Raw genomic sequence first — 11,965 nt, forward strand, 5'->3', positions numbered from 1 at the left:
CCGCCGGCAAGCCGTGCTGCTACGGGGCCTGCGTCGTTGATCAAACGGTTTTGGCGATTCGGCTTGCTATCAGTGCCCAGCCGATCAGCAGCAGCGACAGCACGATCAGCGGCCACGAGCGCCAGTGCAGATAGGGCGTGAGGTTGCGCATCGGGGTGACTTCGCCGTACATCACCGCTTTCTCGAACTGCGGCACGGTGGTGGTGATCTTGCCGAACGGGTCGATCAGCGCGCTGACACCGTTGTTGGTGGCGCGGATCATCCAGCGGCCGGCTTCCAGCGCACGCATCTGCGCCATTTGCAGGTGTTGCAGCGGGCCGATGGAGGTGCCGAACCAGGTGTCGTTACTCACGGTGAGCAACAGGTCACTCTGGGCAGACAGCCCGGCAGCGAATTCCGGATACACCACTTCATAGCAGATGAACGGCGCGATCTGGTATCCCTTGGCCTGCAGCAGCGGCTGGTCGGCAGGGCCGCGAGCGAAGTCCGACATCGGCAGGTTGAAGAAGGTGATCAGCCCGCGCAGCACGTCCTGCAGGGGCACGTACTCGCCAAACGGCACCAGCTTCTGTTTCAGATAGGTGCCATCGCCTTCGCCGGTCACGGTAATGCCGTTGTAGTAACGATATTCGCCGTGACCGCCCATCTGCCGCAGGGGCACGCCGGTAATCAGGGCCGAATTGCGTTCGGCGGCGAACTTGCCCATCACCGACAGATAACCTTCCACCGACTCCTTGAGCACCGGCACGGCAGTTTCCGGCCAGATGATCAGGTCGGCTTTCTGCGCCGTGAACGTCATGTCCCGATACAGCGCCAGTTGCGCATTGAGCGCAGCCGGGTCCCATTTCATGCTCTGCTCGACGTTGCCTTGCATGGCCGCGACCTTCAATGGCGCGCCGGAAGGCTCGGTCCAGGCGTGATTCTTCAGGGCGATACCCGCGACCCAGGGTGCCAGCAGCAGAACGATGCCCGTGACCAGAAAGCTCTTGCGTGCCCGCAGGCGAGGCAGGTTGCACAGCAAGGCCGCCGTGAGCGCGAGGGTAAAGGAGATCAGCCACATTCCGCCCAGCGGCGCGAGGCCCTGGAGTGGGCCGTCGAGCTGGCTGTAGCCGGAATAGAGCCAGGGGAAGCCAGTGAGGAACCAGCCACGGAACATTTCCTGGCCGAACCACAGGGCGGCGAAGGCCAGTGCGTCGGCCAGCGGCGCCTCGTTGCGGCGAATCCAGCGCGCCCAGAGCCAGGCGGGCAGGGCAAAGAAGAACGCCACCGATGCGCAGAACAGCACCATCAGGAACACCGCCAGCCACACCGGCGCCTCGCCATAGGTGTGGATGCTGACGTAGATCCAGCTGGTGCCGCCGCCGAACAGGCCGAAGCCGTAGCTCCAGCCACGCCACAGTGCCTGACGAGGCTTGAGGTCGCGCAGACCCAGGTAGAACAGCACCAGCGCGACTATCGCCAGCGGCCAGATATCGAATGGCGCCAGGGCCAGGGTGACCAATGCGCCAGCCACCATGGCCAGCAGGTTACCGGGCCAGCCGGGGCGGGTGATCCAGCGCATTTACATTCCTTAGCGTGAGATCGGGCTCAGGCGCAACAGGTGGATACGACGGCTATCGGCGTTGAGAATGCGGAAACGGTACGCACCGATTTCGGTGATTTCGTTACGCTTGGGCAAATGCCCGAACGCATTCATCACCAGGCCGCCGACGGTGTCGAATTCGTCGTCGGAGAATTCGCTGTCGAAGAACTCGTTGAAGCTCTCGATCGGCGTCAGCGCCTTGATCAGGAAGTCGCCGCTGGGCAACGGCTTGATGTAGCTGTCTTCCTCGACGTCGTGTTCATCCTCGATGTCGCCGACGATCTGCTCCAGCACGTCCTCGATGGTGACAAGGCCGGCCACGCCGCCATATTCGTCAATGACGATGGCCATGTGGTTGTGGTTGGCGCGGAATTCACGCAGCAGCACGTTCAGGCGCTTGGACTCGGGCACGAAGGTGGCCGGACGCAGCAGGTTCTTCACATCGCCCGCGCCGCCGTCGTCCTTGAGGATCAGTGGCAGCAGGTCCTTGGCCAGCAGCACGCCGAGCACGTCGTCGTGGCTTTCGCCGATGACCGGGTAGCGCGAGTGCGCAGAGTCGATCACCGCAGGCAGGAATTCACGAGGGCTATGGCTGGCCTTGATGCTGATCATCTGCGAACGCGGCACCATGATGTCGCGAACCTGCAGGTCGGCGACCTGAATCGCGCCTTCGACGATGGCCAGCGCTTCGCTGTCCAGCAGCTTGTTCTGGTGGGCTTCGCGCAGCAGCTCTAGCAGCTCCTGGCGGTTTTTCGGCTCGTGGGCAAATGCCTGGGTCAGTTTGCCCAACCATGACTTTTGCCCGTTGCTCGATCGGTCTTCGCTCATAGCCCTTACTCGTGGTCCTTGCCGGGTGTTGCAGTGTGTGGGGTGTCGACGAGTTCGTCGTCGGCGTAGGGATCGGGGTAGCCCAGTTCTGCAAGCAACTCCCGTTCCAGTGCTTCCATCTCTTCGGCTTCGTCGTCTTCGATGTGATCGAAGCCCAACAGGTGCAGGCAGCCGTGTATCACCAGGTGCGCCCAGTGCGCGTCCAGCGCCTTGCCCTGTTCGGCAGCCTCGCGGGCGACGACCGGCACGCAGATCACCAGATCGCCCAGCAGGGGGATGTCCAGCAGATCGTCGGGCACGTCGGCAGGGAACGACAGCACGTTGGTGGCGTAGTCTTTGTGACGCCAGGTGTGGTTCAGCTCGCGGCCTTCGGCTTCGTCGACCAAGCGGATGGTCATTTCCGAGTCAGCCGAGCGCTGGCGCAGGCCCATCTCGCACCAGAGGCGAAACTGGGCTTCGCTCGGGGCGCTGGCTTCACTGGCAATTTGCAGGTCCAGTTCAAGCATCGCGGCGATTATCCCCGCTGGCCTGGCCGTTCTGGGCGGCGTTGGCCTCGAAGCGCTCGTAGGCTTCGACGATGCGTTGCACCAGTGGGTGACGCACGACGTCCTTGGGTGCGAAGTGCGTGAAGCTGATGCCCGGTACATCCTTGAGCACGTCGATGACGTGGGTCAGGCCGGATTTCGTGCCGCGAGGCAGGTCGATCTGGGTGATGTCACCGGTGATGACGGCGGTGGAGCCGAAGCCGATACGGGTCAGGAACATCTTCATCTGCTCGACGGTGGTGTTCTGACTCTCGTCCAGAATGATGAAGCTGTTATTAAGGGTGCGGCCGCGCATGTAGGCCAGCGGCGCAACTTCGATCACCTGTTTCTCGATCAGCTTGGCCACGTATTCGAAGCCGAGCATCTCGTAGAGTGCGTCGTAGAGCGGTCGCAGGTACGGGTCGATCTTCTGCGCCAGGTCGCCAGGCAGGAAACCGAGCTTCTCGCCCGCTTCGACCGCCGGACGAACCAGCAGGATGCGGCGAATGGTTTCGCGCTCCAGCGCATCGACGGCTGCGGCGACGGCAAGGTAGGTCTTGCCGGTACCGGCCGGGCCGATGCCGAAGTTGATGTCGTTGGCGAGGATTTCCTTCACGTAGCGCTGCTGATTCAGGCCCCGTGGGCGAATCATGCCTTTCTTGGTGCGCAGGGCAACGCCGACTTCGGCGGCAGGATGGTTATCCAGCTCTTCGACGCCCGATTCCTGCAGGAACAGGTGAACCATGTCCGGTGACAGCTCGGTGCTCTTGGTTTCCCGATACAGTCGACGCAGCAGGTTTTCGGCCGAGGTGGTCTGTTTGCGCTCGCCGATCATCTCGAACTGGCCTCCGCGATTGCGGATCTCGATGTCCAGGCGTTGTTCGATCAGGCGCAAATGCTCGTCGAATTGCCCGCACAGATTGGCGAAGCGATGGGCCTCGATAGGTTCGAGGCTGAAACGATGTGGTTCGATAGGTGCGTTCAAAGTGGTTTTTAGCCGCCCGACGGCATGAATGATGAGATGAAGGATAAACCCTGCGGGCGGTGTTCGAAAGGGGCCGCTTACTAATGGTTGAGTAAGCCGCCGCCACAACCCCTGTAGGAGTGAGCTTGCTCGCGATTGCGTTCGTTCAGTCTTCGAAGATGTGTCTGACACAAAACAATCGCGAGCAAGCTCACTCCTACAGGGTTACGCGTGCATCTTGGACCCTATTGAAGCAACGACCCACGCAGCGAATGCGGTTGCGCGCTGTCGATGTGCACGTCGACGAACTGGCCGATCAGCTTGGGGTTGTCGCAGCGGAAGTTGACGATGCGGTTGTTCTCGGTGCGGCCCTGCAGCTCGCCGGGGTCCTTTTTCGAGTAGTCGGTCACCAGGATGCGCTGCACGGTGCCGGCCATCTTGCGGCTGATTTCGAAGCCCTGACGGTTGATCAGCTCCTGCAGTTGCTTGAGCCGTTCCTTCTTGACCTCTTCCGGGGTGTCGTCGGCCAGGTCTGCGGCCGGCGTGCCCGGGCGCGAGCTGTAGACGAAGGAGTAGGAGAAATCCATGCCCACGTCTTCGACCAGCTTCATGGTGTTCAGGTGGTCTTTCTCGGTTTCGCCGGGGAAGCCGACGATGAAGTCCGAACTGATGCAGATGTCCGGCACCGCTGCGCGCAGCTTGCGCAGGCGCGATTTGTATTCGAGCACCGTGTGGTTGCGTTTCATCGCCGCCAGGATACGGTCCGAGCCCGATTGCACCGGCAGGTGCAGGTGCTTGACCAGCTCGGGCACCTCGGCGTGGGCCTGGATCAGGCTGTCCGAGAATTCCAGCGGGTGCGAGGTGGTGTAGCGAATGCGGTCGATGCCGTCGATGGCCGCGACTGTGCGAATCAGCTCGGCGAGGTCTGCCACGTGGCCGTCATGGGTGGTGCCGCGATAACCATTGACGTTCTGGCCCAGCAGCGTCACTTCGCGCACGCCGTTCTCGGCCAGGTGGAACACCTCGGTGATGACGTCGTCGAACGGCCGGCTGACCTCTTCGCCACGGGTGTACGGCACGACGCAGAAGGTGCAGTACTTGCTGCAGCCTTCCATGACCGACACGTAGGCGCTCGGGCCGTCTACGCGGGGCTCGGGCAGGTGGTCGAATTTCTCGATCTCGGGGAACGACACGTCCACCTGCGGCAACTGGGTGGTGCGCGCCGCGTCGATCATTTCCGGCAGGCGGTGCAGGGTCTGCGGGCCGAACACCACATCGACGTAGGGCGCACGGTCACGAATCGCCGCACCTTCCTGGCTGGCAACGCAACCGCCGACCGCGATCACCATCTGCGGGTTCGCCAGCTTCAGTTCACGCCAGCGGCCAAGCTGGGAGTAGACGCGATCCTGCGCCCGCTCGCGGATCGAGCAGGTGTTGAGCAGGATGACATCGGCGTCTTCCGCGCGTGCGGTGACTTCCAGTGCCTGATGTTCGCCCAAAAGGTCCACCATGCGCGAGCTGTCGTACTCGTTCATCTGGCAGCCGTGGGTTTCGATGTAGAGCTTCTTGGCCATGCGGGTTCATCAGGTGATTCGAAGAACCGCGCATTATAGTGCTGCGGGCCCCGGGTTCCTAGCATTGCCTCACGAGCGGCATGCTATAGTTCGCGCCCTTTCAAGACACCGATCATTACCTGCCTGTTATGACCAAACGCGAAGCTCCAATCTACAAGGTGATTTTTCTCAACCAGGGACAGGTGTTCGAGATGTACGCCAAACAGATCTACCAAAGCGATCTGTGGGGTTTCCTGGAAGTGGAGGAATTCGTCTTCGGTGAGCGCACGACCGTTGTGGTGGACCCCAGCGAAGAGAAGCTCAAGGCGCAGTTCGATGGCGTGGTGCGCAGCTTCGTGCCGATGCATTCGATCGTGCGTATCGACGAGGTGGAGCGCATGGGGACAGCGAAGATCAGCGAGGCGCGCCCGACCGGAAACGTCATGCCGTTCCCGATGCCGATGCAGGACAAGTAACCCGGTTAAGGCTTGCTGGTGTCGGGGAAGGGCGCGAAAGGTGTGCGCCCTTCGGCGGTTTGCAGTTCCAGCAGGTATTTGCGGAAAATCTGCCCCAGTACTTGGGTCGCGACTTCCAGGTCTTCCTTTTTCATCTGTGCGGAAACTTCGTCTGCCTGGTCCAGGGCATCTTCCGAACCGTTGACCGCCGCCATCTTCAGCACGATATAAGCCTGGATGTTATTGGCTTGCACGCCTTCGCCACGGAAGAACATCAGGCCCAGTTGATACTGTGCCTGGGCATGGCCTTGCAACGAGGCCTGTTCGAAGTAGTTGAGTGCCTGAGTCAGATCACGCGGTGCATTCTTGCCGTCGTAATAGAACTGTCCCAACTCGTATTGTGCTTGCGCATCCCCGCCCTTTGCCGCCTGCTGACAGGCCGCCAGCGCTGCTGGCAAGTTGTCCGGCTGAGTATTCAGGGTGCAACGACCCACCGCTGGGATTAACAACGAGTTGCCACCTGCATTCGCCAGCAGGGGATGAAGAAGCAACAGGCAGCCCAATGCAAGGGTGCGGCCGGTGCGATTCATGGAAGTCGACTTACCTCTGAAAAAGGTGCGGGTATGCCCGTCCAGCTGAACGTGCTGGCTGCGCATTATGAAATAAGCAGGGCCAACCTTACAAAGTCTTTGCAGTTTTTCTGCTGCACGGGCTTGATTTGCCTGTATTCAGGGGGGGCAAAGCGGCGTGCAGAACTAAACATCCAATAAAAATAACCTGCCAACCACGTAAATCAACTGTCGCAGCAGGCTTTATGGCGTCGGTGCATTCAAGAAAGCTCCCGCCGGCAAGCCGTGCTGCTACGGGTCCGGGACGGACGCAAATCCCGTGAGCACCCAATTGCCCGTAGCAGCCGGGCTTGCCCGCGGGAGCGATTTCGAAGACACCCCCGCCGGCAAGGCGTGTGTTATTTGAGCTGGGCAAACGCCTTCTCGGCCGCGTCCAGGGTCAGCTGCAACTCCGCTTCGCCATGGGCGATGGAGGTGAAGCCGGCTTCGAACGCGCTCGGCGCCAGGTACACGCCGCCTTCGAGCATCAGGTGGAAGAAGCGCTTGAAGCGCTCTGCGTCGCTGCTCATGACGTCTTCGAAGGTGACGATCTGCTTGGCGCTGGTGAAATACAGGCCGAACATGCCGCCCGCCTGGGTGGTCACGAACGGGATGCCCGCAGCGTCAGCGCGCTGTTGCAGGCCTTCGAGCAGGCGCGTGGTGAACGCGCTCAGTTCGTCGTGGAAGCCCGGGCGGCTGATCAGGCGCAGGGTGGTCAGGCCAGCGGCCATCGCCAGCGGGTTGCCCGACAGCGTGCCCGCCTGATAGACCGGGCCCAGTGGCGCGATGTGCGACATGATTTCGCGCTTGCCACCGAAGCAGCCCACCGGCATGCCGCCGCCGATGATCTTGCCGAAGGTGCTCAGGTCAGGTTTGACACCGTAATAGGCCTGGGCACCGCCCAGAGCAACGCGGAAACCGGTCATCACTTCGTCGAAAATCAGCACCACGCCGTGCTTGTCGCATTCTTCGCGCAGGCCTTGCAGGTAGCCGGGTGCAGGCGGTACGCAGTTCATGTTGCCCGCGACCGGCTCGACGATGATGCACGCCACTTCCTGGCCGACTTCGGCAAGCATCGCCTTGACCGCTTCGATGTCGTTGAACGGCAGGGTCAGGGTGTGTTTGGCGAACGCGGCAGGCACGCCCGGCGAGCTTGGCACGCCCAGGGTCAGCGCGCCGGAACCGGCCTTCACCAGCAGGCTGTCGGAGTGACCGTGGTAGCAGCCCTCGAACTTGATGATGCTGTCGCGGCCGGTGTAGCCACGGGCCAGGCGGATCGCGCTCATGGTCGCTTCGGTGCCGGAGCTGACCATGCGCACCATTTCCATCGACGGCACGATCGAGCAGACCAGGTCCGCCATCTCGGTTTCCATCGCGGTCGGCGCGCCGTAGGACAGGCCGTGTTCCAGTTGCTTGCGCACGGCATCCAGGACGTCCGGATGGCTGTGGCCCAGGATCATCGGGCCCCAGGAGCCGACGTAATCCACATAGCGCTTGTCGTCTTCGTCGGTGACATAGGCGCCGGCTGCGTGCTTGAAGAACAGCGGAGTGCCGCCCACGCTCTTGAAGGCGCGAACCGGCGAGTTGACGCCGCCGGGGATGTGTTTCTGGGCGTTGGCGAACAGGGTTTCAGAACGGGACATGATGAGGTCTCTGTTTGAATCGAATAGGGTTGTGACGGCCTGAAACGAGATCAGGCCGTTTTGAACAAGTCGTTGAAGGCGCGGGCGCGGCGGGTGACTTCCTGAGCGGTTTCTGCACCGAACAGGCCATGCACCACGGCCAGCAGATCGGCGCCGTGGGCCACCAGGGGCGCTGCGTTTTCCAGGGTGACCCCGCCGATGACGGCAATTGGCAGCGAGATGCGTTTTCGCGCTTCGGCCAGCATTTCCAGGCTGCACGCAGGGGCGCCGGGCTTGGTGTTGGAATTGAAGAAACGTCCGAAGGCCACATAGGTCGCGCCGTCGGCCTTGGCCTTTTCAGCCAGCGCAAGTTCGGCGTGACAGGTGGCGCCGACGATAGCCTTGTGGCCGAGCAGGGCGCGGGCGTCGGGCAGCGAGCCGTCGGTCTGGCCCAGGTGCACGCCAACGCCCAGGCGCGCCGCCACTTCCGCGTCATCGTTGATGATGAGTCGCGTTTTATAGCGCTCGCACAGCTTGAGCAGTTCCGATGCCTCGCGCAGACGGCGGGTTTCATCACCGGACTTGTCGCGGTACTGCAGCAACGTCACGCCGCCATCCAGGGCCGCTTCGACATAAGACAGGAATTTGCCAGCCAACAGTTGGCTGTCGGTAACGGCATACAAGCCACGCAATTTCATTCAGGGGTGCCTCTTGATCTCGTGACGCTAGGAGCAGAAATCCAGCGGCAGGCGACGAGGCACGAACTGGCCTTTGCCCAGCTGTTCGGCATCGCGCAGCGTGCGCCAAGTGTAGTCCAGCGCGGTTTGTACCGCGCTGATGACGTCCTGCCCCAGCGCCAGGCGACCGGCCAGTGCGCTGGCCAGGGTGCAACCCGAACCGTGATAGCTGCCCGGCAGGCGCTGGCAGGTGAAGGTGCGCGACTCGCCGTTGCGAATGTACAGGCGGTTGTGCACTTCCTGCTCATCGCCATGGCCGCCGGTGATCAGCAGGTGCTCGCAGTACGGCAGGAGTTTCTCGGCGCACTCGTCGGCGGTGCCTTCCGGCAGCTCGGCCAGGATTCGCGCTTCGGGCAGGTTCGGTGTGGCGATGGTTGCCAGCGGCAGCAAACGCTCGCGCATGGCATAGCCGACTTCATCCTTGCCCAGCCTGCCGCCGCCACCTGCACGCAGCACCGGGTCGCAGACCATCGGCAGATGCGGGTGGGCGGTGAGCAGTTCGACCACGGTATCGACCATTTCCAGCGAGCCGAGCATGCCCAGCTTGACGGCGGCAACGGTGGAGTCGTTGAGCACGGCGTTGGCCTGGGCCAGCACCCACTCGCGATCCAGCACACGGAAGTCGGTGACGTTCACGGTGTCTTGCACAGTCAGGGCGGTGACCGCAGGTGCGGCGTGGCAGCCCTGGGCGAGCAGGGCTTCGATATCTGCCTGCAGGCCGGCGCCGCCACTGGGGTCGTGGCCGGAGAGACAGAGGACAACGGGGCGGGAGCTATAGATATTCATGGTGCGCGAGCTTACCACTAAAGTTTTTGCCGGGCCGCTGGTCGTCGGCAGATTTTTCACGGCCCCGCTATCGGTGGCGGCCGTACGAACACCAGTCGTCATGAAAGCCAACAGAAAGCTTGGCGTGTGACGATTAAGGTGGTGTCATCTAGCTATCAGTGGCTATGCTGTCTAGCCTGTTTGTCTGTCCCGCCAAAAGAGTAATTGCAAGTGCGTTGCCCGTTTAGTCAGTTGGCCGAGCGCTCGGCCCGGATTCAAATGCTGTTTCCAGTAGACCGGGGGATCAACCACGCCGCCCAGAACAATGTGGGCGGTGTTGCATGCGTATTTTACTGACCCTGCTCGTGCTGCTGATGCCCATGCTGGCCAGCGCGGTGGAATTCGACGAGAACACCCGCACGCTGGCACTGGGCCGCGCGACCCAGGTGTTCGAAGACCCCACCGGTGACGCCACCATCGAACAGGTTGCTTCGGCAGAAGGCGCGGCGAAGTTTCGTGCGCTGGACGCCGCGACCCTGAATGCCGGCTACTCGCGCTCGGCGTTCTGGCTCAAGGTGCAACTGACCTACCGGCCGAAAAATCCCGTGGCGTCTTCGGACTGGCTGCTGGAACTGGCCTATCCGCCGATGGACCACGTCGACCTGTACCTGGCCAGTGAGTCTGCGGCACCGAGCCTGACCTGGCAGACCGGCGACATGCTGCCGTTCCACAGCCGGCAGATCCGGCAGAACAACTACCTGTTCGACCTCAACCTGCAACCCCATGAAACCAAGACCGCCTATGTGCGGGTCGCCAGTCACGGCTCGGTGCAGGCACCGCTCAACCTCTGGGCCAGCCACGCCTATATAGAAGAGCAACCCTCGCGCCTGTACATCCTGGGGATGATCTACGGCGTGCTGGCGGTGATGCTGGTCTACAACCTGTTCATCTACCTGAGCGTGCGCGACACCAGCTACCTCTACTACATCCTGTACATCACCTGCTTCGGCCTGTACCAGGTGTCGGTCAACGGTGCCGGGATCGAATACCTGTGGCCCGACAACCCCTGGTGGGCCAACACCTCCACGACCTTCCTGATCGCCGCCGCGATCCTGTTCGCCAGCCAGTTCGCCCGCAAGTTCCTGCAGACCCCGCGCCTGGGCTGCTGGCTGGATGCGCCACTGCTGGTGATGATGGCCTGTGCGGCGATCATCATGGTCCTGTCGCTGACCATGGATTACGGCGTGGCGTTGCGTCTGGTCACGGGGCTGGTATTGATTTTCACGCCGGTCATCTTGCTGATCGGCATCGTCGCCTGGCTCAAGGGGCGGCGCGTTGCACGGTATTTCATCTTCGGCTGGTCAGCGTTCCTGATCGGCGGGATCGTCAATGCCACCATGTTGCTGGGGCACCTGCCCAACACCTTCTGGACCATGTACGCCAGCCAGATCGGCTCGGTAGTCGAGGTCGCGCTGCTGTCGCTGGCGCTGGCCGACCGGATCAACACCATGCGCGATCGCCAGGCGCAGATCACCGAAGACTCGGCCCGGGACCTGGAGAAGCTCAACCAGCAACTGGCGGTCAGTAACAGGTTGAAGGATGAGTTCCTCGCGACCCTGACCCACGAATTGCGCACGCCGATGAATGGAGTGATCGGTTCGCTGGAGCTGATGCAGATGGAAGGCGGCGAAGACGAGATCGCGCTGTATCGCCAGACCGCAGCCGATTCGGCGCAGAACATGATGGGCATCGTCAACGGCATCCTCACCCTGACCGAGCTGCAGGCCGGACGAATCACCTACCAGACCGAGATGTTCAGCCTGCGCAACCTGCTGTTCCAGGCCCGCAGCACCTTCGAGCCAATGGCCCGGTGCAAGGGCCTGACCCTGACCGTGGATGTGGCGGACGAACTGCCGGACAGCCTGGAGGGTGACGCGCTGAAGTTGCGCCAGTGTCTGGATTGCCTGATCGACAACGCGATCAAATTCACCAAGCAGGGCTCGATCAGGATTCGCGTCAACGGTCAGTGCACCGACGCGCAGCATGTGCGGCTGCTGGTGGATGTGATCGACACCGGCATCGGGTTCAACCGCCTGGACGAGGAAACGCTGTACGCCAACTTCTACCAGGTCGATGGCTCGATGACCCGCGAATACGGCGGCCTGGGCATTGGCCTGGCGATCTGCCGGCAACTTATCGAGCTGCAAGGCGGGCGTCTGAGCCACCAGTCCGAGCCTGGCGCTGGCAGCCAGTTCAGATTGAGCCTGGATGTGCGGCAGGCAAAGACACCGGTTGTTTGATCGCAGGATAACCCGTAGCAGCACGGC

Annotated in this window: 11 protein-coding genes; 2 read left to right on the forward strand and 9 right to left on the reverse strand. The window is 62.1% G+C overall.

Annotation, left to right across the window (positions count from 1 at the left end; all coding sequences use genetic code 11):
- Window positions 1-40: 40 nt before the first annotated feature.
- The 5 genes from lnt to miaB form a co-directional block, all read right to left on the reverse strand.
- Window positions 41-1,561: an apolipoprotein N-acyltransferase gene (gene lnt, locus NPS29_RS28125; RefSeq protein ID WP_274136739.1), complete on the reverse strand. Its 1,521-nt coding sequence runs from the start codon at window positions 1,559-1,561 to the stop codon at window positions 41-43.
- 9 nt (window positions 1,562-1,570) lie between these two features.
- Window positions 1,571-2,410, reverse strand: coding sequence for an HlyC/CorC family transporter (locus tag NPS29_RS28130; RefSeq protein ID WP_274136740.1), 840 nt, complete (start codon window positions 2,408-2,410; stop codon window positions 1,571-1,573).
- Window positions 2,411-2,415: 5 nt separating this feature from the next.
- On the reverse strand, window positions 2,416-2,916 hold the full coding sequence (gene ybeY / locus NPS29_RS28135) for an rRNA maturation RNase YbeY (protein WP_274136741.1): 501 nt from the start codon (window positions 2,914-2,916) through the stop codon (window positions 2,416-2,418).
- A complete protein-coding gene (locus NPS29_RS28140) occupies window positions 2,909-3,919 on the reverse strand; it encodes a PhoH family protein (RefSeq protein WP_274136742.1) in 1,011 nt (336 codons plus the stop codon). Before NPS29_RS28140 ends, ybeY begins: the two co-directional genes overlap by 8 nt.
- 224 nt (window positions 3,920-4,143) lie before the next feature.
- Window positions 4,144-5,472: a tRNA (N6-isopentenyl adenosine(37)-C2)-methylthiotransferase MiaB gene (gene miaB / locus NPS29_RS28145; RefSeq protein ID WP_274136743.1), complete on the reverse strand. Its 1,329-nt coding sequence runs from the start codon at window positions 5,470-5,472 to the stop codon at window positions 4,144-4,146.
- Window positions 5,473-5,600: 128 nt separating this feature from the next.
- Here miaB and NPS29_RS28150 point away from each other — a divergent pair, with 128 nt between their 5' ends.
- Window positions 5,601-5,927, forward strand: a complete 327-nt coding sequence (locus tag NPS29_RS28150; RefSeq protein WP_274136744.1) for a DUF1820 family protein — start codon at window positions 5,601-5,603, stop codon at window positions 5,925-5,927.
- Window positions 5,928-5,932: 5 nt separating this feature from the next.
- Here the strand turns inward: NPS29_RS28150 and NPS29_RS28155 are convergent, their stop codons facing one another.
- The 4 genes from NPS29_RS28155 to NPS29_RS28170 all read right to left on the reverse strand — a co-directional run bounded on the left by NPS29_RS28155 (window position 5,933) and on the right by NPS29_RS28170 (window position 9,659).
- Complete coding sequence (locus NPS29_RS28155) at window positions 5,933-6,496, reverse strand: tetratricopeptide repeat protein (RefSeq protein ID WP_274136745.1); 564 nt, start codon at window positions 6,494-6,496, stop codon at window positions 5,933-5,935.
- Window positions 6,497-6,873: 377 nt separating this feature from the next.
- Entirely contained in the window at window positions 6,874-8,157 is a 1,284-nt protein-coding gene (hemL, locus tag NPS29_RS28160) for a glutamate-1-semialdehyde 2,1-aminomutase (protein WP_274136746.1), read from the reverse strand.
- A gap of 50 nt (window positions 8,158-8,207) precedes the next feature.
- Window positions 8,208-8,834, reverse strand: a complete 627-nt coding sequence (thiE, locus tag NPS29_RS28165; protein WP_274136747.1) for a thiamine phosphate synthase — start codon at window positions 8,832-8,834, stop codon at window positions 8,208-8,210.
- Window positions 8,835-8,861: 27 nt separating this feature from the next.
- The gene (locus NPS29_RS28170) at window positions 8,862-9,659 is read right to left on the reverse strand and encodes a hydroxymethylpyrimidine/phosphomethylpyrimidine kinase (RefSeq protein WP_274136748.1); all 798 of its coding nucleotides are present in this window, start codon (window positions 9,657-9,659) and stop codon (window positions 8,862-8,864) included.
- 320 nt (window positions 9,660-9,979) lie between these two features.
- Between NPS29_RS28170 and NPS29_RS28175 the strand changes: the two genes are divergently transcribed.
- Window positions 9,980-11,938 (forward strand): sensor histidine kinase, encoded by a 1,959-nt coding sequence (locus tag NPS29_RS28175; protein ID WP_274136749.1) that lies wholly within the window; start codon window positions 9,980-9,982, stop codon window positions 11,936-11,938.
- Window positions 11,939-11,965 lie beyond the last annotated feature (27 nt).

This window comes from Pseudomonas putida (genome assembly GCF_028682175.1).
Lineage (GTDB): Bacteria > Pseudomonadota > Gammaproteobacteria > Pseudomonadales > Pseudomonadaceae > Aquipseudomonas > Aquipseudomonas putida_AD.

Bases quoted from the DNA above. Each gene is read 5' to 3' on its own strand.
- miaB (WP_274136743.1), bottom strand. From the start codon at position 5,472: ATGGCCAAGAAGCTCTACATCGAAACCCACGGCTGCCAGATGAACGAG.
- NPS29_RS28155 (WP_274136745.1), bottom strand. From the start codon at position 6,496: ATGAATCGCACCGGCCGCACCCTTGCATTGGGCTGCCTGTTGCTTCTT.
- NPS29_RS28170 (WP_274136748.1), bottom strand. From the start codon at position 9,659: ATGAATATCTATAGCTCCCGCCCCGTTGTCCTCTGTCTCTCCGGCCAC.
- thiE (WP_274136747.1), bottom strand. From the start codon at position 8,834: ATGAAATTGCGTGGCTTGTATGCCGTTACCGACAGCCAACTGTTGGCT.
- lnt (WP_274136739.1), bottom strand. From the start codon at position 1,561: ATGCGCTGGATCACCCGCCCCGGCTGGCCCGGTAACCTGCTGGCCATG.
- hemL (WP_274136746.1), bottom strand. From the start codon at position 8,157: ATGTCCCGTTCTGAAACCCTGTTCGCCAACGCCCAGAAACACATCCCC.
- NPS29_RS28175 (WP_274136749.1), top strand. From the start codon at position 9,980: ATGCGTATTTTACTGACCCTGCTCGTGCTGCTGATGCCCATGCTGGCC.
- NPS29_RS28150 (WP_274136744.1), top strand. From the start codon at position 5,601: ATGACCAAACGCGAAGCTCCAATCTACAAGGTGATTTTTCTCAACCAG.
- NPS29_RS28130 (WP_274136740.1), bottom strand. From the start codon at position 2,410: ATGAGCGAAGACCGATCGAGCAACGGGCAAAAGTCATGGTTGGGCAAA.
- ybeY (WP_274136741.1), bottom strand. From the start codon at position 2,916: ATGCTTGAACTGGACCTGCAAATTGCCAGTGAAGCCAGCGCCCCGAGC.